The following is a 19,709-nucleotide window of genomic DNA, read 5'->3' on the forward strand; positions in this document are numbered from 1 at the left end:
GACAGTCAAAGAGATAGGCCTCTTTCTAACGCAAACCTGACCACTCAGCGTGAAACTGCTCCAGATAGGTCAGCATAAAGGTGTGGCGCTGCTCTGCCATTTTCCGACCGTAAGCCGTGGTCATCAGAGCCTTTAAGTGTAGTAATTTATCAGCAAAATGCTGGATAGCCGTCTCCTTATCGCCGTCTGGCTGATAAATCAGCCGACCCGTATGCCCCGAATACGCCATCGTTCTAGCGATACCGATAGCCCCTATGGCATCAAGGCGGTCTGCATCCTGCACCACCCGCCCTTCTAGGCTAGGGACTTGTTTGCCTTGTCTCTGACTGGTGAAAGACATGGTCTCAATGATGGCTAAAAGATGCCGCTGGTCACGCTCATCAACCTGCTGACGCTCCAGCCAGTCCGAAACTTTTGCCAAGCCAATCGCTAGACTGGCATTAAACTTGTGATCTGCGACATCATGAAGGAGCGCTGCCATCTGACAGATAAAGAGGTCAGCGCCTTCTTCCTGAGCGATGGTCACTGCCGTTCTTCTAACACGATCAATGTGCCACCAATCATGGCCGCTGCCTTCCGTCTCCGTCAGTCTTCTCACATGCTCTGCTGTCTCTTGGATAATGCGTTCCTTGTCAATCATCTTGTCGGCTAAAATAAGCACGAACCTCCTCTTCATAACCATAGCGGTCGTTGTACTGAGCTAGAAGCTCATTGTCATGGGTGTGCAGGACACCTGTCTCGAGCAGTTCTTGGTAAAGTTCTAAGTAGGGCAGACCTCGCTCCTTGGCGATGGCGTACTCTCTTTTGACATCATAGGCTACTTTGCGGAAATCCACACCAGCCAAACCTTGCCCATCAAAGGTCAGGAGCGCATACTGGGCACGCTGGTCTTGTCGCAAGGCTTCCCAGGTCCAGAAAGGCTGTCCTATGGAGCCTGGATTTAGGATGAGCTGACCGCTGGTTGCATAGCGCATGGTCTGGACATGAACATGCCCATAGATGGCAATAGCCACTGCCTGATCTGCACAAAGCCTATCAAACTCTTCCTGAGGCGATTGCCAATACAGCCCTCCACCATGATTTTTATCGGGAAAATTATGCGAGAGTTGAATGTTTAGACCTGACTTGGTCACCTGAGCCGTTGCGGTTTGCCCTTTGAGGTAGTCAAGACCTGCTGGCGATAGGGTCTCTAGCAGGTACTGGCCTTGTCTGTACAGCGCCAGATGCTCTGCTTGTTTAGCATAAACAATCCCAGAGGCTTTCCTCTCCTGCAAGGCTAGGATCACATCGTCCCAGTTGCCACGAATGGACACCGTCACAGGCACATCTTGTAAAAGCTCCAACAGTTCACCTCCTGCTGGTCCTGGCAAAAAGATATCACCCAAAAGCCAGTACTCCGTCGCCCCTTGAGCTTTGGCGTCTGCCAAGACAGCAGCCAAGGCTGTGCCATTGCCATGAATGTCTGATAAAACAGCAATCTTTTCCATTTAATCCTCTTTCCTCGTCAAGGTTTGGTAAATCTCCTCAGGCGTCCCTAGTGCCATCAACTCCTGATACTTGACGGTTGCTACCAACTCCTGATAGATTTGGCTGTCGGCAATCGGTCGTTTGTCAGCCGCCTTATTGACCGTCATCACACCGTCAGAGATGCTGACAAAGCCCAGTTCCTCGAAGATTTGAATCATCTTGACCAAAAGAATCTGGTCAATTTTAAGGAAATGGCTGAGCTCCTTGAGCTTGTAGCGGACATCAAACTCTGGATACTGGTAGATGGTCTTGTAGAGCTTGGCATACTGGTCACGTGTCCCATAACCAGACAGGTAATAAGGGATGTTGATGGTGTTTTTGAAATAAATGGCTTCAAAGATTTTCCCTTCAAACAGCCCTTGTAAGTCTGCCAAGGTATTTGGCAAATCAGCCACCACCACGACTGGGCCACTTGTCTCAGCCGTCAACAAAGGCACACCAGTTGGCAAGGGAGCTGTTTTAGCCCGCAGGTCAAAGAGCTGAACCCCGTCAACACGAGCATCTTCCAGCATGAGCTGGAGGATTGTCGCTCCGTTCCATCGGTTGACGGCTAGGGTAACCAAGAGCTCCAAGCCCTTGGCTTGTTGAAACTCCTGAGTCAGCTGCCCTTGGTTAAAAGCAACGACATCATAAGCCGTCTCACCCTCCTGCACCTTGATCTTGAGGTGGGCGCCCCCCTGTCCCATGGTTCTGGCTTGAGTCACCTTAACATCCTTGAGGAGAAAGACGGGCTTGCGGTTATCCATGCCAAAAGGCGCTAGTTTGCTTAGGCTTTTGATGGTATCAAGCGATAGCTCAGACAGAGTGAGCTGACCAGCCACAGGCAGGGTTGGTTTCTGATTAAGGTCAATAGCCTGCTCTGCCAGAACCTCAGACAAGACCGCCTTGAGTGCTGGCAACTGCTCCACCAGAAGGGTCATGCCAGCCGCTCCGCTATGTCCCCCAAAAGCCACAAAAAGCTCTGGATGAGGACTGAGGGCCGTAAAGAGGTCAAAGGCTTCTGGACTGCGTGCCGACCCCTTGGCTTGACCGTCCGTGATGCCGAGGACGATGACAGGCTGCCCCAGCGTTTCCAGCAGGCGCCCGGCCACAATGCCCAAAACGCCATGGTGCCAGCCCTCTTTGGCCAGCACCTGAACAGGACTCGTGGGGTCAACCATCTGGCTAGCCTCCTCATAAATCCGAGCGACTAGATTCTTTCGTTCCTCGTTTTTGGCCTCAACCATAAGGGCAAGCTGCTGGGCTTCCTCATCATCAAAACCTGTCAAGAGTTCAATAGCAGGGTTGGGGTCGTCCAGCCGCCCCAAGGCGTTAAGCTGGGGAGCAATAGTAAAACCAACGGTATCCTCAGTCAGACTTGCCGAATCAACATCAGCCAACCTGAGCAGCTCCTGTAACCCCAGTCGCTCAGTTTCCTTGAGTACCTGCAAACCAGCCCTGACCATGATGCGGTTTTCATCCGTCAAGCTAACCATATCAGCAATGGTTCCAATAGCTACCAAATCTAACATCTCTACAGGAACCGTCTCAAGCAGGGCTGTCGCTAATTTAAAGGCCACCCCACAACCAGCCAAATGCTTGAAGGGATAATCAGCGTCAGGGTGCTCAGGGTGGACAAGGGCGTAAGCCTCTGGCAGCTCTGCTGGTAAACTGTGGTGATCCGTCACCACCACATCAACGCCCTCCCCTTGCGCATAGGCAATGACCTCGTGCCCTGCAACGCCATTATCGACTGTCACAATCAGGGAAACCCCCTCCTGCTCAATAAAATACTTATAGACGCTAAGATTGGGGCCATAACCATCAGTAAAGCGGTTGGGCAGGTAAACCACCACCTCTGCCCCCAGCATCTCCAGCGCCTCCTTGACGATGGATGCTGAGGTCATACCGTCTGCATCGTAGTCGCCGTAAACGAGGATTTTTTCATTTTGTTCAATGGCAGAGCGGATACGCTCGACTGCCCTGTCCATATCGTGTAAGAGGTAGGGATCGTGCAAGTGGCTCAAATCCGCCTGCAAAAATGCTGTCAGATCTTCTACCGTCTCTACTCCCCTATTAAACAAGATCGTCGCCGCCAGCTTGTCTAGTCCCTCTTTTTTAGCAGCTTTCAAAAAGTCATCATCAGGCAATCGTTCATCAAGTTGCCAAGTGTATTTAGAAGAAATCATATCAGTCACTTTCTGGATCGTTATTCCTTTATTTTATCAAAAAACAAGCGAAAAACAAACTGCCTGACCTAGAGAAAGGCTCGTATGCATTGTCACGCTAATGACATAAAAACTACTGTTTACCAGATAAAAACGAACACGACAGCATCAGTAACTATTATAAAAACCTGCCAAGGCAGGTTTTCAATGATTTTCGCGAATTGTCATATCTTATCCAATCAGTTCCACTGGTATAGGTGAGAATGGCTTATTTATAGTTAAACACTTTTCGTGTTAACCAGTCGGACAGGGTGGGGAAGAGGGTATACCATTTATGAGCCAGGGCTAAAAGCCAAGGCAGGTTGAGTTCACGCTTATTTTTACCCAGTATGGCTACGATACGACTAGCCACTGCATCGGCAGACAGCGTGAAGCGGTCAACACTCTTGAGGTAGTCGCCCGATGGGTCTGCGGTCTCAAAAAATTTGGTGGCAATCGGTCCTGGGTTGACCGTGGTCACATAAACGCCCTTATCTGCCACTTCTAGCCGCAGAGCGTTCGAGTAGCCGATGACTGCAAACTTGGTCGCTGAATAAATACTGGTCTTGGCTGTCGCAATTAGCCCAGCCATGCTGGCGATATTGACGACATGCCCTGAACCCTGCTCTGCCATTTTCCCAGCAATCAGCCGCGAAAAATGAATAGTCGCCAAGGTATTGACCTCAAACATCTCCTCGATCTGCGCCACCTCGTAGGCGTCAAAAGCCTGAAACTCACCGAAACCAGCGTTGTTGATGAGGATGTCCACGCGCCCAAACTGAGCATAAATGCTATCGATGGTTTGGGCAATAGCCGAGCTGTCACGAATATCTAGTCCCAGACAGAGGGTTTTGGGGCGATCCCCATAGAGGGTCATGAGCCGCTCCCGACTACGTCCCAAGAGAACCAGTTGGTCAGCAGCTGGTAGCTGAGCCACCAAGGCCTGAGCCAAGCCACCACTAGCCCCTGTCATGACAATCACACGTCCTGTCATAAAACCTCTACCTCCTCTAAATCACGCACCACATGGGTCTCTGGAAAGAGCGACTGAGCGTCTTTTTCCAACTGCCGAACATCGCGAGCCAAAAAGCGAGCGGACACATGGTTGAGCAAGAGCCGTTTGGCAAAGGCTTGCTTGGCAACACTAGCAGCTTGCATATTGGTCGAGTGTCCATGTTTTTTGGCGATAGCCTCGTCTCCCTTGCCGTAGGTGGACTCGTGAACGAGAACATCCGCTCCCAACCCTAGACGAATGCTGGCGTCCGTCAAGCGTGTATCCCCTAAGATAGTCACTACCTTGCCCTTTCTAGGCTCGGAAATGTAGTTTTTAGCGATGATTTGCCTGCCATCAGGCAGAAGGATATCCTGACCATTTTTGACCTGACCAAAGAGCGGTCCAAAAGGCACACCAGCCGCCAAGAGACCTTCCGCATCCAGTGTTCCTTCTAAGTCCTTCTGGGTCACGCGATAACCGACACAGAACACTGTATGGTCAAGAGCTTCCGCATGGACAGTAAACTTGTCTGTCTCCAAAATCAAGCCCAAGGTGTTCTCGTCAAACTCATGAAAATGAATCCGATAAGGCAGACGAGTACCTGTCACACGCAGGCTAGTCAGGACCAGCTGCTTAATCCCCACAGGCCCATAGAGGTCAATATCCGTCTGCTCCTCGCTGGCCTGAAAGGCACGGCTGGATAGGAAACCTGGCAAGCCCAAGACATGATCCCCATGCAGATGGGTGATAAAGATCTTTTTTATTTTACGAGGACGAATGGTCGTCTCTAAAATCTGCTGCTGGGTGCCTTCCCCACAGTCAAACATCCAGACCTCATTGATTTCATCGAGGAGTTTGAGGACAAGACTGGACACATTGCGTCCCTTGGACGGCTGACCGGCACCCGTCCCTAAAAATTGAATTTCCATACTTAACTTTCTAACACATAGATAAGGGATTGCCTTTGGGTATAGCCAAAGACCTGTTTTCCTGACAATTGGCTGGCGACGTCCAGCAATTCTTGCCTGTTGTAACTAGACAGCTTGACGGTGCCATCTGTTAGTCGGTGACCCGTCGTCAGGAATGCGCCGTCGCAGGTGAGGGGCTCTGCCCCTTCTTCCTCCCATGACAAGGTATCGAGATAAATCCTATCACCCTCTCGGTAAACCACCAAATGGGGAAAGAGCTCTGCCAGCTCTAGTAGGGTCAGGTCTACCACCTCCCCCTCGTCCTCTGCAAAAACAGTCGCTAGCCCTTGGGCATTGACAAAGGCAAAACCAAAGGCACGTCCAGATAGGTTGAGACGGACAAAGGGCTTATCCTCTGCCGCAAAGCTGGGGTAAGGTTCAAAGAGGTCGAGCGCCGTACTCAGCTCCAACAGGTAATCGCAGGCAGCTTTGGGCGAGGTCTTCTGATAATGCTCAGCAAAATAAGCGTTGACCACACTAGGCGGTGGGGTGATGATTTTGAGTTGCTCAACTCTGCTCAGCCCCTGCAACTGGCGGGTCAGGTAGACCCTGTCCAAACTGGTGTAGCCACCGTAGGTCAAGGCTAGGTCAATCTCATTGGTCATAAAAAGCCTCCAATCGCCATCTGTTTTGAGGGCTGATGTAGCCCGTCACTGGCTGGTCACTGTCCCAGTCGTAGCTGTCTAGTAAGGCAACCTTACTCAGTTCATAGAGTTTGTAGCTTTCTTCTGGCTTAACCTGCACTGCAAAAGGCTCAAAAATCTGGTCAGTGATCGCCTCGATCATCAGCTGGCGCAGGTCACTGGCTGCGGTCTCCGACTGAGCTGACACGGTCACGTGCGGAAAAAGACTGGGGGCAAACTCAGTGACCTTGTCAATCTTGTTATAAACTGCTAGCCGAGGGATATCTGCCATATCCAGATCAGCCAAGATGTCCAAAACCACCTGCTCCTGCTCGGCGTGGTTGGGGTCACTGGCATCGATGACATGCAAGAGCAGGTCCACCTGTCGGCTCTCCTCCAAGGTCGACTTGAATGCCGCAACCAACTCCGTCGGCAGGTCTTGGATAAAACCAACCGTATCGGTCAAGGTCGCCTCAAAGCGGTCTTGGAGGTAAATTTTCTTGGTCGTCGCATCCAGCGTCGCAAAAAGCTCATCTGCTTCATACTGGCTCTTGTCCGTTAGAACATTCATAATGGTAGACTTGCCAGCATTGGTATAGCCAATAAGCCCAATTTTGAGAGCCTGAGAAGCGATACGCTTGTCCCGTACCGTGGAACGGTTCTTGGTGACCTGCTTGAGCTGACGCTCAATATCTGAAATCTGATGACGAATGGAACGACGATTGAGTTCCAGCTGGCTCTCCCCAGGACCACGACTACCGATGCCACCTGCTTGACGGCTAAGCATGATCCCTTGACCAACCAGGCGTGGCAGCATGTACTTGAGCTGGGCTAGATGCACCTGCAACTTGCCCTCGTGGCTCCGTGCCCGCATGGCAAAAATATCTAAAATCAGCTGCATACGATCGATGACCTTAACCCCCAGTTCCGTCTCCAGATTCGTATTCTGACGAGGGGTTAGGCGGTTATTAACAATAACACTGTCAATCTCCTCTGACTCGATGACTGCTTTTAGTTCTTCTAACTTACCAGAGCCGACAAAAGTCTTGCTGTTGTAGCGCTCCAGTTTCTGGGTGTAGCTCGCCACCACCTCCGCACCTGCTGTTTTGGCTAAGCTGGCCAGCTCTTCCATAGACATGGCAAAATGCTCACTAGTCTGTAACTCTACGCCAACCAAAATAGCTCGCTCAATCTTTTCTTGCGTCTCAATCATCTGCCCACCTCCTTGCATCATTTCCATTATACCATATTTTTGGGCTCTGCTATTTTCAAAGAATTCGTTAAAGATTGAACGGAGAGACAGAAATAGACAAAAACTACCTCTTATTCAGATGATAGCAATTTTACGTTACAAGGTGCTTTTAATGGCGAAAAAGACAAACACCAACCTGATGTTTGTCTCTAAGCGATGATGACCTTACATTCATCTTTTTGTTATTAGGCTAAGGTTCAAAATGAATCGATTCACGCTGTTTCTTTAGGGCTTCCCAACCAGCTAGAAATTCATCTAATTCGTCTTCGTCCCATTCGCTGTCGTCTTCATCATCGTCATCGTTGTCAACAACGTCAGATGTTCTCTCTTCAGACGGCTCAGCTGGGGAGTCTGTGGTTTGTGTCTCCTCAGCTTTATTTTCTTCAGGCTGAGGAGTTGATGGAGTTGTCGGCGTAGTAGGAGCAGCAGGTGTTTCATCTGAATTAGCTGGATTGCCTTCTCCAAAGGCGTCACGTTCTGCTTTCAGGCGGTTTAATTCTGCTAGCAGTTGTTCAAGCTCCTCAGCAGAAGCGCCATCAAAGATGTCCTCTTCGTCCTCCTCCTCATCGTCATCGTTGTCAACGACGTCTGCTGTGTTCTCCTCAGACGGTTCAGCTGGAGAGTCTGGGGTTGACGTTGGGTCAGCTTTATGTTCTTCGGGCTGAGTAGTTGGTGGGGCTGTCGGCGTAGTAGGAGCAGCAGGTGTTTCATCTGAATTAGCTGGACTCTTTTCTCCAAAGGCGTCGCGTTCTGCTTTCAGGCGGTTTAGTTCTGCTAGCAGTTGTTCAAGCTCCTCAGCAGAAGCACCATCAAAGATGTCCTCTTCGTCTTCCTCGTCATCGACATCATTGTCAACGGCGTCAGCTGTGTTCTCCTCAGACGCATCAGCTGGAGAGTCTGGGGTTGATGTCTCGTCAGCTTTATGCTCTTCAGGCTGAGTAGTTGATGGCGTAGGATTGTCTTTTTTCTCATCCTTAGGTGAATCAGGAGTTGGAGATGATGGTGAGGCTTCAGTTGAGTCAGCCGGTTTGTTAGTGCCGTCTTCAAGATGTTTAGCAGGCTGATCAAGGAATAACGGCAAGGCCTCAGTAAAGCCTTCTGACAATTCCTCGTCCGTCATAACTTTTGTTCGAATAAGGAAATCACGCAGATTATTGACATATGATGCCATGTCTTTACGGTTGAACACTGAGCCACTCGGAACATCCGCATCAGCTGTGTGAACTGGGGCTTTCTCTGCCGACAGAGCCGCTTTCAATTCTTCTTTCAAGGCAGAGGTTTCTCCCAGATTAGATTTGAACACGCGGGGAACATCATAGAGTTCTTTTACTTTCTCCTGAAGGCGTTGACGCAATTGTGGCGAAACCTTTTCATCGTCCATATGTCTCAAGAAAAAGTCCATATAAGCTAGTCGCGGACCTTGGTCACTAGGCGCCTTATCAACGCGTGCAATAGCTGACAAGTGATCTGCGACACGCTCTAAACCTGCCTTGTCTTTTGCGACAACTAGGGCTTTTAGTTTTTCAACTTCTTCCTCTTGACGTAAGCCAAAGCTACGTAAGGTTCTTGAACCTAATGTCTTGTACTGCTCAACCAGCTGTTCATAACGTGCGGTCAGCTCATCTTCAACCACTGGTGCTGCTTCTTTTGGTTTGTCTCCCTTGATATAACGGCTATCAAAATCCTGTAAAGCTGCCATATAAGCTTGCGTAGATGTTGTTGGCACTGCTAGGTCAACCTTGAAGTCATCCAAGGCTCGTGCAATACGTCGATAGTCTGCACTTGTTTCACCAAACTTGGACTTGGCATCTTCCAGCACACGGGCAATCTCGTCCGTCACCGGTGTTGCTGAAAACTCACCTGCTGAAAAGCTTGCCTTAATTTCAGGTAATTTATTGGCCATATAAGCCTCATAACCAGCCATTGGCGTTAAGATATTGAGGTAGTGGTCGTGATCTTTCCCTGGTAGAACAAAATATTTTTTATCCTTGATTTTCACTTGGCTGACTGGTACGCCCAAACGTTCAGCTGCAGCTTGTAACTCATTTTCAAAATCAAGTTCCAAATTATCCGTTTTAGCTGGAATGGTTAACAAATCCAGTGGTACAGAGTAGGGGTGAACGTGACCCGCATCATAAAGTGGGTCTAGCACGTCAGTATAGTAATCACGCTTCACATCGTAGTCTTGATGAGGATGAGGAATGGCAAAGACAACAAAGGAATCATGGAAATGAACAGGCGTCCCTTGGAGCAATCCATAAGCCTTACGGATATAAGCCGTTAATTCCCGCTTTTCCTCGTCCGTCAGAGGGGCTTTAGTTGGCGCTTCTTCTGTCACATGGACAATATGAGCATGGTCTTCATGAGGGTATTCAAAACCAACAACTTTGCCATCAGCGGTCACAGGGCGAATGCTCTCCACAGGTAGACCCAGTTGTTGGGCTAACTCTGCTCTTTGTTTTGCTTGCTTCTCAGACAAAACAGGAGACTCCGCTTGCACGTCAGGGGTTTCCTTAGGCAATAAGTGTGCCCATTTTGAACGAGCAATAGCCTCTTTCGGTAAAATATGAGTATGCCCCTTATGGTCCACCATCAAGCCCGCATCAGTCCAGCCTTCTATACCAGTGCCATCAAAGAGGAAACCGTCGCTAGTTGGATAATCAATACCAGCCACACCTTCTTTAGTTGGTGCTTCGGTTGTTGACACAGGTGTTTCTTTCTCTTCAGGAATAGGGGTTGGAGCAGGCGATGGTTTTGGACGACTTGGTTTAGGAGCAACAGCTGGTTTTTCTGGACGACTTGGCTTAGGAGCAACAGCTGGTTTTTCTTGCTCAGTTGGCTTATCTTGTTCAACCGATTTTTCCGAATCTGCTGGCTGATCATGGTCGCTGTGCCCGTCATCATAAGGCCTAGTGATGTCTAAATTACGCAATAAAACGAAGTGAATATGGTCATCGTGAGGATACATGAAGCCTGGACCATTCTTGGTCTCCAAAACGGTAATCTTATCCTCGCTGAGACCTGTTTCACGTGCTAGGTAGGCTCTTTTAGCAGCTACTTCGTCAGCTGGCTCTGTTAGCTCGTTAGGCGTGTTGTTTGATGTATTGCCACCTTCTGCTGCTGGGAAATACTGGGCAATGCCTTGTGGGATATTTTGGCTGTTTGGCGTCAATTCTTCAGCAGGAATATGATTATCATTAACTTCGATAAAGGTAATGGTTTTATTTGGTTGGCTGACCACTAATGTATTCAGATGATTATGACCAGCATTCAAACTTGTCAATGCGCTAAAGTTCTGGATACCTTCCAAAGTCGTCAGCAAGTTATTGCTAATGTTAAGGTTATCTAGGCTAGCTTGACTAGCAGGTAAATGCAAGCTGGTCACTTGGTTATCCGACACATTTAACGTGCGGAGTTGGGTTGCTTTTTCAAGTCCTGATAAATCAGAAATCGCATTATTTCCTACAGACAAGCTAACCAGCGATGGCAATCCTGAAACAAAGTTCAGATTAGTCAACTCGTTGTGCTCTGCTGTTAATTCTTCCAGATTTGGCGCCTGAAGCGTAGACAAATCAAGACCTTTGTTGTGGGATACAAAGACACGTTGCAATTCAGACTTGTTAGACAAAACAGACAAATCTTTCAACTGATTGTGTTCCACACTCAGCACTTTAAGATGGTTAGCTTGGGATAAGGCAGACAAATCAGTTAATCGATTGTAGTCCAGATTCACAAACTCAAGGTTGGGCAAATCAGCTAGCGCACTGATGTCTGTGAGATCGTTCCCTGCAAGTGCCAGTGTTTTTAACTGTGGGTAATCTTTGAGAAAAGCTAATGAGGTTAAGCCATTTTGTGACGCATCAAGTCCCTCTAATTGAGGCAACTCTTTTAAGAAGCTATAGTCTGTAATCCCTGTCTTAGTTAAGAAAAGATTTTTTAACTTCTTGAACTGTAAAATTGGTCTCACATCATCAATCGGTGTAAACCCAACACCCAAGGTCTCAAGGTTGGGCATCAAGTCCAGACCAAAGCGTTTGAGAGGGTCTTGGCGTTGCCCGATGTTCAAACTAGTTACAGTTGCCAACCAGGCCTTCATCTTCTCAGGATCTGTTTCATCTGCTGGGAAAGGTGTTGGGGCATCAGCATGCAAGATATCTGCAATAATTTCCTCGTCAAAACCGATTGCCTTGAGGGTCTCACGACCGACAGCTTGGTGAGCATGAGGATCTGCATGAGGATCTTCAATCGGCTCCCCGATCACAACCTTATCAACAGCAATGGCATGATGATGGTTGTCGTGGGGATAGATAAACAATCGTCCTGTTGGACCATCTGTCACCTGAATCGCTTCTGGACGAAGACCAAGTTTCTCAGCCAGATACTGACGTTTGGCCTCCAACTCATCACGTTCAGATGGTTTTGGTTCAGACGGTTGTGATGGTGTTTCTGGTGTGCTTGGTTGTGATGGAAGAGATGGAGACGTTGGCACTTGAGGGTTCTCTGGCGCTGCTGGCTTCACCTGATTGCCATGACCGTCATCATAAGGTTTCGTGATGTCCAATTTAGACAAGAGGACAAAGTGAGTATGGTCATCATGAGGGTACATGAACCCTGGACCATCTGGCGTATTTAGTAGAACAATCTGATTTTCACTTAGCCCTGTTGCTTGAGCCAAATAGGCACGTTTTACCGCAACCTCATCCTGATGATGCTCATTCGGTTTTTGAGGAGACACTCTCGGTACTGTTGGTTGTTCAGATGGTCTAGGGGAACTTGGTTGACTTGGCTTATCTGATACAGATGGCATTGATGGGGCAATCGATGAGTTCCCCAAAAGGTAGGCCCATTTTGATCGAGCCAAATCTGATGTCAATAAAACATGCAGGTGCCCATCATGATTAACCAACAACCCTGCCTCTGTCCAGCCGTGAATGCCAGTTCCATCAAATAAGAACCCATCACTGGTTGGAAAGTCAATGCCTGCAATACCGCCTTGTTGGGATGGATTTGCCTGGTCAGACCTTCCTCCAGTAGACGGTGCTAGCGGGGTAGTCTGAACATGAGTCGTCGCTGCAGCCTGCTGTTGATTTGACAAGCTGGATTTCAAAATATAGTGGTAATGGTCTCCATGGCGAACAGTGTAGCCCAGAGCATCTTCTGCGACGATATCAGCTGGATTAAACTCATAATGATGATCTGCTGTAGTCTGCTGCTTATCTCCTTGCGGTTTTTGCTGAGTTGGAGCTGCTGTCACAACCGTACCTGCTGGAATCAGGTGGGCAAATTTGGTGCCTTGCAAATCAGCATAAAAGATAAAATGAGAATGCCCATTATGGTCAACGACGATACCATCTCTCGTATGCGACAGAATTTTCGATTGATCTGTCAGGATAAAGCCGTCACTGGTCGGCACTGTTACACCCGGGATATCTTTTTCTTTTTTGGTGTTTTTCTTATCGGATGATTTGTCTTGTTTATCTTTTTTGCTCTCTTTTTGTTTTGTTGAAGAGCTGGTCTGGGTTGTTGAAGATGTTGTTTTAGCTTCCTGCTTGGTTTGACAGGCCGATAAAACAAGATGGCTTGCTAGGACAAGCCCAGTTAGTTTTAGCCATTTATGCTTAGCCATATAGCCTCCTTGATGATACACCGGTTAAAAACCAGTTAATTTTATACTTAACCAGTTTATTTTATCGTATAACGACAATTTTTGCAAGCTTTTTACAAAACATTTTGCCTAGGAAAGGACTTATGCTATAATACAGATATGAAATGTTTAATCACATCCGGCGGCACGACAGAGCCGATTGATCAGGTGAGAGGGATTACCAATCATGCCAGTGGTTGGCTTGGAAAAATCATGGCAGAAACCTGCTTAGCAGCTGGTCATGAGGTGACACTTGTGACAACCAAGCAAGCCGTTAAGCCTGATGCTCACCCCAAATTATCTGTGACAATCATCTCTGACGTGGCAAGCCTAATCACTGTGCTCAAGCCACTGGTTCAATCACATGATGTCTGCATTCATAGCATGGCCGTCTCTGATTACACTCCTGTCTATATGACTGACTTGGAAGAGGTCGAAAAAACGTCAAATCTGCGCCAGCTATTGACCCAAAAAAATAATGAGACGAAAATCTCATCTCATAGTGATTATCAAGTTCTTCTTCTGAAAAAAACGCCTAAGGTTATCGGCCACATTAAGGACTGGAATCCGAACATTAAGTTAGTGGGGTTCAAGCTCTTGGTTGATGTTAGTCGTGACGAGCTTTTCGCGGTAGCGAGGGCTAGCTTGATGAAAAATCGTGCTGATTTTATTCTGGCTAATGATTTAATGGAGATTAGCCAAGACAAGCATCGCGGCTATTTGCTGACAACTGACGAGGTGTTTGAAGCAGAGACAAAAGAACAAATCGCTCAGCTGATTTTAGAAAAGGTGACTACTCATGCCTAAACGACTCTTGTTAGCCATATCAGGCTCCATTTCTGCCTATAAGGCAGCGGATTTAACCAGCCAATTAACCAAGCTAGGCTACGAGGTCCATGTCCTGATGACAGAGGCTGCCACTCAATTTATCACGCCCTTGACCTTACAGGTTCTCTCCAAACAACCTGTGCATGTAGACGTGATGACTGAAAAATTAGCAGACCGAATCAACCATATCGACTTAGCCAAGGAAGCTGACTTATTTGTGCTAGCCCCTGCTTCTGCCAATACTATCGCGCATTTGGCACACGGTCTGGCGAGCAATATGGTGACAGCCACTGCGCTTGCCTTGCCAGCCGAAACACCAAAGCTCTTTGCGCCAGCCATGAACACAAAAATGTACGACAACCCCATCACGCAACAGAACATGGCCGTCCTGACCCAACAAGGGTACAGGGAAATTCCACCTCGCTCTGCCCTTTTAGCCTGCGGTGATGTGGGGCACGGTGCCCTAGCTGACCTACCAGATATTATTAAAACAATTGAGGAGATTTTACATGAACAGACGTCAAGAAACTAAACAAATCGCTGCTATTGCTATTTTTATGGCTGTCATGCTGGTCATTGAAATTGTCAGCCAGTCCATCTTTGCAGCCATTCCCGCCCTCCCTCTAAAACCGACACTGACCCATATCCCTGTCATTATCGCCAGCATCTACTATGGTCCCAAAGTCGGCGCAGGGCTCGGAACCTTTATGGGCATCATGAGCGTGGTTCGCAACACCATCTTGGTTACGCCCGCCAGTTACATTTTCTCACCGTTTGTTGATGGTGGAAACTTTTACTCTCTTCTGATTGCGATTGTTCCACGGGTTCTTATCGGTGTCACTCCCTATCTGATTTACAAAGCCCTTCACAACACTATCGGCTTGGGCATGGCTGGCGCTGTTGGCAGCATGACCAACACCCTCTTTGTGCTAGGCGGTATCTTCTTCCTCTTCCCAGACCGCTTTGGGGGCAATGTGCAGAGCTTCTTAGCGGCTGTACTAGCAACCAACTCATTGGTCGAAGTCGCCATCGCCACTGTCCTAACCATGATTTTAGTGCCGAGATTGCGGTCACTAAAGCACTAATTGACTAAAGCATATCAATAAGCCCCACCAATTGGTGGGGTTTTCTAGTTGACAAAAGTATAGGCCGCACAAGCCTGCTCACTCACTTCTTTGAAGCCAAGACTAGTGTAGAAAGCACGCGTTTTCTCCGTTTGATCGGTCAAAAGATGACACTGATAAACACCCGAAAACCGTTCCAGAGTTATGGTCATCAAGGTTCGCCCAATGCCCTGTCGTTGGTAGTCTGGTAGAACCAAAATATCTTGAATAAAGACAATCGTTACCCCATCACCAACCGCCCGCAATAGCCCAACTAGCTGTTCGCCATCATAGGCAGCAAGGAGATAGAGACTCTGTTGTAACCCTTTTGCTAAGGTGTCAGGATTTTTGGTATAGTTGGTCCAGCCAACAGCAGTATAGAGAGGAAGAGCTTCCTCTATGGTCAACTGGTTAATCTCTCTATAGTCCATCATCACACCTCAGCTAAAGATCAATCCTGTCAGTTCAGTCGCGGTGACCTGACCAAAATAGGTTGGCAAGTCCAGCTTGTTCAAGACCGCTTCAACTTCTTCTGCAATCATCCGAGTTCCCAGAAGAGCGGCTTCCACTTCAGCAATATCTCCCTTGCCAAAAAAATCACCGTAAATCTTGCAGCTGGCAATCCGACTTTTCTCTATTTCCAAATGAATCTCAATGGTTCCACAGGCAAAGCGACCGTCACGTTGGTAGCTGTATTGAGGGGAATTGCCAAAGGTCCACTCCCAGTTCTGGTATTTTTCGGCGACCAAGCGGTCAATGGCTGCCCAGTCCTCGTCCATCAGCACATAGCGTTTGGCTTGGCTGACCTCGTCAATCCCCATCAGGCGACAAATCATCAAGTCCTTAAACTCATCAGCAGTGACCCTCTGGTATTCCTCCGCCAAATACTCCCGAATCGTCCCTACGCGACTGCGTACAGAAGCGATGCCTTTCGACGCCATCTTCTTACGGTTGGGGTTTAGCACCTGCGCCATAGCCTCATGGTCTGCGTCTAAAAGGAGAGAGTAGCCGCCATAGATGCGGTTATTAGTGATGGTCATGGCAGAGCCCGACACCTTTTTCCCCTCGATGACCAGATCATTTCTACCGCGCTGCTCTACTAAGGACACACCAAGACTCTTGAGCGCTGTAATGGCAGGCTCATAAGCGCGCTTAAAGTCACCAAATAAACTCATATCGCTAGTCAGATAGCAAAAATTCACTGCACCACGGTCAATATAGATGGCACCACCCCCCGTATCTCGCCGCACGATAGGCAACTGATAGTGGTCGATATAGTCCTGATTGACCTCTGCCGCAGCATTCTGGTACTTGCCAATCTGAACATGAGGGTCACAGAAATAAGGAAAAAGAATATCTTCATCTAGGAAGATATGCTGCTGGACATAGACCTGCATGGCCATGGCATAGGCGCCATGGGTCACATACTGGCCGTCACGAATCATTTCAATAAGGTACATGCAAACCTCCTCTTTAGCTGCTTTTTAGTCTGGTTAGTTGCCTCATCCCACTAACTCTCGAGCTGTCGCCGACAGAAGCTGAGCGATGTCCTCCGTCAGAGTCAAAGTTTGAGGTCTAAGGTCTACCGGAATACGGTAACTTTTCTGATTTAGTGAGACAAAGAGGGCATCTGGATTAGCCATTGTCCGCTCTTGAAAGGGCTGTTTGATAAATTGGGGCGTTGTATAGCCGACACCAATTTCCAGATAAATTACCTTGCCTGTCTCATGCTCTTTCAAGAAGCTTTTGTAGCGTTCTTCTTGGGCATCAAAGTCAGCATCCTCCACCATCCCCTTGTCAGCATTGCGCTTGTTGATTTCCATCGGTGCATCGCAGACAGGGCAGTAGGGAATCAGCTCACGTGGAATCTTCATCTGGCTCTGCTGCTCTGCCATTTGCCGAATCCTTTCATCATCACGATAGGTTTGGGCATGGCAATGGCGACTACACTGCCACAGGGCATACTCCCCTTGGATATGAAAAACGGTATCAGGGTCATAGTCAGCTGCTGCAAAGGCATTATCGGCATTGGTTGTGATAATGTGGTGGGGTTTGAGAGCTAGGATATCTTTGAGGTTAAGGTAGGATTGCCCAACTGGTTGATCCAAGTAGTTCAACACCACAAAACGGCTCTGAAAAGCCCAGTACTCCTCCAAGCTCTCAAAGTGAAAGAGGCTGGCTTGGAGCATGTCCAAGAGACTATACTTAGTGATGAAATCAGGAAAGGCGTCCTCAAAACGCTTGCCAATGTAGGTAAAGCCATCAGCTGCTGACATGCCCGCACCGATACCAACGACAATGGCATCAGCTTCTGCAATTAAGCCAGCCAGTTGCTGAGCCTGAGTGAGATTGGTTTGGGACAAGGTCGTCCAGGTCATAGGGTCTCCTTTATAATTTTTTAGGGCATACTAAAAGTATCATGGGCAAGCATATCTCACGATATGATATCATATTAGCCTCGCAGCTCAGTGCGTCTCTATTCGCCTGTTAGCAACTCTTGGTAAATCTGCTTATCCTCCTCTGTATAAAGGGTAAAAACGATCGTCATCTGACTGCCTGTCTCTACCAGCCAGTTTCGCACTGTCTCAAGCGCAATCTGCGCCGCCTCTCGTCTCGGAAAGCCAAATTGACCTGTCGAGATACAAGGAAAGGCAATACTTTCCAGTCCCTCCTGCTTGGCTAGGCTTAAACAAGCCAGATAGGACTGCCTGAGCAGACTGGCCCTGATGGACGACACTGCCTGCCCAGCTGGAATAAATGGTCCTACCGTATGAATAACATGGTCTGCTGGCAGATGAAAGGCTGGAGTCAGTTTAGCCTGCCCCACGGCTTCCTTTCTGCCCTGCTCTGCCATTAACCGCGCACAGGTCAGGCGCAATCGAACCCCTGCAAAGGTATGAATGGCGTTGTCCAGACAGAGGTGATTGGCATGGAAACACCCCAGAAGCTCGCTATTGGCAGGATTAACAATAGCTGATACCGCCAATTGCGTCACATCACCCTCATAGAGGTAAACCTGGTCAGCCACTTGCTGGCAGTCTACCAAGGTCTTGATCGAACGGCTGTTCCACCACCTCAAAAAACGGTCTTCTAAAGCCAAATAAGTCGCTGACACAGGCTGGGCAGGACGGGTATTGACCAGACCTCGCCAGACGGATAGGAGATCAGCATCAGCTGGACTGGACGAAGGAGCTGAGGATCTTTCTGTCACCAAGAGCTCAATCATCTCCCGCAAGAGCGCTAATTGGTCCGTCAGATTAAGCATCTTCCAAGCCATCAAAGGCCGCTGGGTCAACATCCGTTAGTTTAATCAACCAATAGTCCTCGGGCTTGGCTGAATTAAGCAAGGTTGGTTGGTCAACCGCTGCCAGATTGCGGGCAACTACACGACCAGCCAAGGGCGATAGAACACCCATAACTGTCTTCGAAGCCTCTAAGTTAAGGATAACCTCGTCTTTAGCAACAGTTTCCCCATCGGTGAACTCCACATAGCCCACTGTTCCTAAATCGTCCTGTAATTCAGGGGTCATGCTGATGGTGTAAATGTCATCGGTCTTATCTACCCAGAGGTAGTTGGCAAATTTTCTCATTGGTTTGTCTCCTTTTTAAAACAATTCTTTTAATAATTCTAGGGTTCGGCTTCGATTAGCAAAGCCTGATACCACAGGTACTAAAACGACCTCGTCCACCTGCCCTGCTTGAGCAAGGTCCTGCACTCGTGCCGCCACCATATCAGGCGTTCCAACGATGAGTCGCTCTCGCTGCTTGGCTATTTTTTCCTTGTCTTCTGGGGCAATAGCATAGCGGTCAGCTGTTTCTGGGCTAGGAAAGAAGCGAAACTCGCTAAAATTTTCCTTCCCTAACAACCAGACACTAGTGGCATGAGCTAGTCGCTCTGCCATTGCTTCCGTATCAGCCACCACCACAAAGAGGGCCAAAGCGGTATAAGGCTGATTCATAAAAACTGACGGGCTAAAGCTTTCTCGGTATCGGGCAAAAGCCTCTTTAATCAGTCCATAAGGCTCCTGAAAGAGGTAAGGAAAGAGCCCCAGCACATAGCCCAGCCCTTGGCGACCCGCCACCTCTGCTGATCCCCCGCCCATCCCTAAGGTAAAGGCTTGGGGCAAGCTGTCCAAGCGTGGATTGGCAAAGGGGGCTTGTTCAGTCGTCAGATATCCTGCCACATCAGCCAGCACCTGCTCAAACTCCTCAGAGCGATAACGGCTCTGAAGCGCCTCAGACACTAGACTAGTGCTAAGTGAGTTCCCCCAACCGATAGCTAGACGATGAGGTGCCAAGGTGGTCAATGTCGCCACCGTCTCCGCCAGCTTAAAAGCATTATAATGCAAGGCCATAATGCCGCCGGTCGAAAGCCCTATAGTCTGAGTCTTGGTTGCCAAATGAGCCAAAAGTAACTCTGGACTTGAGATGGCAAAAGCTGGCACATTGTGGTGCTCAGCTACCCAAAACCGATGATATCCCAACTTCTCCGCTTGTTGGGCTAGCAAAACGGTCTCTTGCAGGGCTTGTTCTGGTGTTCTTCCCTCATCAATAATGCCATAATCAATCACACTAATCTTCATG

17 protein-coding genes are annotated in these 19,709 nt (G+C 48.5%); 3 read left to right on the forward strand and 14 right to left on the reverse strand.

The features are described from left to right. Positions 1–25: 25 nt before the first annotated feature. The 8 genes from A3GW_RS0100315 to A3GW_RS11165 form a co-directional block, all read right to left on the reverse strand. Positions 26–640: an HD domain-containing protein gene (locus tag A3GW_RS0100315; protein WP_018367322.1), complete on the reverse strand. Its 615-nt coding sequence runs from the start codon at positions 638–640 to the stop codon at positions 26–28. Further along, complete coding sequence (locus A3GW_RS0100320) at positions 633–1,487, reverse strand: metallophosphoesterase family protein (RefSeq protein ID WP_018367323.1); 855 nt, start codon at positions 1,485–1,487, stop codon at positions 633–635. The genes A3GW_RS0100315 and A3GW_RS0100320 overlap by 8 nt, the downstream gene beginning before the upstream one ends. Further along, positions 1,488–3,695: a single-stranded-DNA-specific exonuclease RecJ gene (recJ, locus tag A3GW_RS0100325; RefSeq protein WP_018367324.1), complete on the reverse strand. Its 2,208-nt coding sequence runs from the start codon at positions 3,693–3,695 to the stop codon at positions 1,488–1,490. A gap of 247 nt (positions 3,696–3,942) precedes the next feature. Next, positions 3,943–4,707 carry an SDR family NAD(P)-dependent oxidoreductase gene (locus tag A3GW_RS0100330; protein WP_018367325.1) on the reverse strand — a complete coding sequence of 255 codons (765 nt, stop codon included), beginning with the start codon at positions 4,705–4,707 and terminating at the stop codon, positions 3,943–3,945. Next, positions 4,704–5,636, reverse strand: a complete 933-nt coding sequence (gene rnz / locus A3GW_RS0100335) for a ribonuclease Z (RefSeq protein ID WP_018367326.1) — start codon at positions 5,634–5,636, stop codon at positions 4,704–4,706. The genes A3GW_RS0100330 and rnz overlap by 4 nt, the downstream gene beginning before the upstream one ends. A 2-nt stretch (positions 5,637–5,638) precedes the next feature. Beyond that, positions 5,639–6,280 carry a hypothetical protein gene (locus tag A3GW_RS0100340; protein ID WP_018367327.1) on the reverse strand — a complete coding sequence of 214 codons (642 nt, stop codon included), beginning with the start codon at positions 6,278–6,280 and terminating at the stop codon, positions 5,639–5,641. Beyond that, positions 6,270–7,511 carry a GTPase HflX gene (gene hflX / locus A3GW_RS0100345; RefSeq protein ID WP_018367328.1) on the reverse strand — a complete coding sequence of 414 codons (1,242 nt, stop codon included), beginning with the start codon at positions 7,509–7,511 and terminating at the stop codon, positions 6,270–6,272. Before hflX ends, A3GW_RS0100340 begins: the two co-directional genes overlap by 11 nt. A gap of 229 nt (positions 7,512–7,740) precedes the next feature. Continuing rightward, positions 7,741–13,176: a pneumococcal-type histidine triad protein gene (locus A3GW_RS11165; protein WP_018367329.1), complete on the reverse strand. Its 5,436-nt coding sequence runs from the start codon at positions 13,174–13,176 to the stop codon at positions 7,741–7,743. 138 nt (positions 13,177–13,314) lie between these two features. Here A3GW_RS11165 and A3GW_RS0100355 point away from each other — a divergent pair, with 138 nt between their 5' ends. From A3GW_RS0100355 to A3GW_RS0100365, 3 genes are read left to right on the forward strand one after another with little or no spacing between them, the layout of a single operon-like run. Then, positions 13,315–14,001, forward strand: coding sequence for a phosphopantothenate--cysteine ligase (locus tag A3GW_RS0100355; RefSeq protein ID WP_018367330.1), 687 nt, complete (start codon positions 13,315–13,317; stop codon positions 13,999–14,001). Then, positions 13,994–14,554, forward strand: coding sequence for a phosphopantothenoylcysteine decarboxylase (coaC, locus tag A3GW_RS0100360; protein ID WP_018367331.1), 561 nt, complete (start codon positions 13,994–13,996; stop codon positions 14,552–14,554). The genes A3GW_RS0100355 and coaC overlap by 8 nt, the downstream gene beginning before the upstream one ends. After that, on the forward strand, positions 14,532–15,107 hold the full coding sequence (locus A3GW_RS0100365) for an ECF transporter S component (protein ID WP_018367332.1): 576 nt from the start codon (positions 14,532–14,534) through the stop codon (positions 15,105–15,107). The genes coaC and A3GW_RS0100365 overlap by 23 nt, the downstream gene beginning before the upstream one ends. 44 nt (positions 15,108–15,151) lie before the next feature. Here A3GW_RS0100365 and A3GW_RS0100370 read toward each other — a convergent pair whose 3' ends face one another. The 6 genes from A3GW_RS0100370 to A3GW_RS0100395 all read right to left on the reverse strand — a co-directional run bounded on the left by A3GW_RS0100370 (position 15,152) and on the right by A3GW_RS0100395 (position 19,708). Beyond that, the gene (locus A3GW_RS0100370; protein WP_026216519.1) at positions 15,152–15,559 is read right to left on the reverse strand and encodes a GNAT family N-acetyltransferase; all 408 of its coding nucleotides are present in this window, start codon (positions 15,557–15,559) and stop codon (positions 15,152–15,154) included. 6 nt (positions 15,560–15,565) lie between these two features. Continuing rightward, positions 15,566–16,585: a lipoate--protein ligase gene (locus A3GW_RS0100375; protein ID WP_018367334.1), complete on the reverse strand. Its 1,020-nt coding sequence runs from the start codon at positions 16,583–16,585 to the stop codon at positions 15,566–15,568. Between the two features lie 42 nt (positions 16,586–16,627). Then, a complete protein-coding gene (locus A3GW_RS0100380) occupies positions 16,628–17,503 on the reverse strand; it encodes an SIR2 family NAD-dependent protein deacylase (RefSeq protein ID WP_018367335.1) in 876 nt (291 codons plus the stop codon). Between the two features lie 98 nt (positions 17,504–17,601). After that, complete coding sequence (locus A3GW_RS0100385; RefSeq protein WP_026216520.1) at positions 17,602–18,381, reverse strand: protein-ADP-ribose hydrolase; 780 nt, start codon at positions 18,379–18,381, stop codon at positions 17,602–17,604. Position 18,382: 1 nt separating this feature from the next. Next, positions 18,383–18,715 carry a glycine cleavage system H family protein gene (locus A3GW_RS0100390; protein WP_018367337.1) on the reverse strand — a complete coding sequence of 111 codons (333 nt, stop codon included), beginning with the start codon at positions 18,713–18,715 and terminating at the stop codon, positions 18,383–18,385. 15 nt (positions 18,716–18,730) lie between these two features. Continuing rightward, the gene (locus tag A3GW_RS0100395; RefSeq protein ID WP_018367338.1) at positions 18,731–19,708 is read right to left on the reverse strand and encodes an MsnO8 family LLM class oxidoreductase; all 978 of its coding nucleotides are present in this window, start codon (positions 19,706–19,708) and stop codon (positions 18,731–18,733) included. Position 19,709: the final 1 nt, after the last annotated feature.

The sequence above is a fragment of the Streptococcus entericus DSM 14446 genome, from assembly GCF_000380025.1.
Classification (GTDB): domain Bacteria; phylum Bacillota; class Bacilli; order Lactobacillales; family Streptococcaceae; genus Streptococcus; species Streptococcus entericus.

Coding starts and splice junctions, on each gene's coding strand:
- A3GW_RS0100315 (WP_018367322.1), bottom strand. CDS start 640: ATGATTGACAAGGAACGCATTATCCAAGAGACAGCAGAGCATGTGAGA.
- A3GW_RS0100320 (WP_018367323.1), bottom strand. CDS start 1,487: ATGGAAAAGATTGCTGTTTTATCAGACATTCATGGCAATGGCACAGCC.
- recJ (WP_018367324.1), bottom strand. CDS start 3,695: ATGATTTCTTCTAAATACACTTGGCAACTTGATGAACGATTGCCTGAT.
- A3GW_RS0100330 (WP_018367325.1), bottom strand. CDS start 4,707: ATGACAGGACGTGTGATTGTCATGACAGGGGCTAGTGGTGGCTTGGCT.
- rnz (WP_018367326.1), bottom strand. CDS start 5,636: ATGGAAATTCAATTTTTAGGGACGGGTGCCGGTCAGCCGTCCAAGGGA.
- A3GW_RS0100340 (WP_018367327.1), bottom strand. CDS start 6,280: ATGACCAATGAGATTGACCTAGCCTTGACCTACGGTGGCTACACCAGT.
- hflX (WP_018367328.1), bottom strand. CDS start 7,511: ATGATTGAGACGCAAGAAAAGATTGAGCGAGCTATTTTGGTTGGCGTA.
- A3GW_RS11165 (WP_018367329.1), bottom strand. CDS start 13,176: ATGGCTAAGCATAAATGGCTAAAACTAACTGGGCTTGTCCTAGCAAGC.
- A3GW_RS0100355 (WP_018367330.1), top strand. CDS start 13,315: ATGAAATGTTTAATCACATCCGGCGGCACGACAGAGCCGATTGATCAG.
- coaC (WP_018367331.1), top strand. CDS start 13,994: ATGCCTAAACGACTCTTGTTAGCCATATCAGGCTCCATTTCTGCCTAT.
- A3GW_RS0100365 (WP_018367332.1), top strand. CDS start 14,532: ATGAACAGACGTCAAGAAACTAAACAAATCGCTGCTATTGCTATTTTT.
- A3GW_RS0100370 (WP_026216519.1), bottom strand. CDS start 15,559: ATGATGGACTATAGAGAGATTAACCAGTTGACCATAGAGGAAGCTCTT.
- A3GW_RS0100375 (WP_018367334.1), bottom strand. CDS start 16,585: ATGTACCTTATTGAAATGATTCGTGACGGCCAGTATGTGACCCATGGC.
- A3GW_RS0100380 (WP_018367335.1), bottom strand. CDS start 17,503: ATGACCTGGACGACCTTGTCCCAAACCAATCTCACTCAGGCTCAGCAA.
- A3GW_RS0100390 (WP_018367337.1), bottom strand. CDS start 18,715: ATGAGAAAATTTGCCAACTACCTCTGGGTAGATAAGACCGATGACATT.
- A3GW_RS0100395 (WP_018367338.1), bottom strand. CDS start 19,708: ATGAAGATTAGTGTGATTGATTATGGCATTATTGATGAGGGAAGAACA.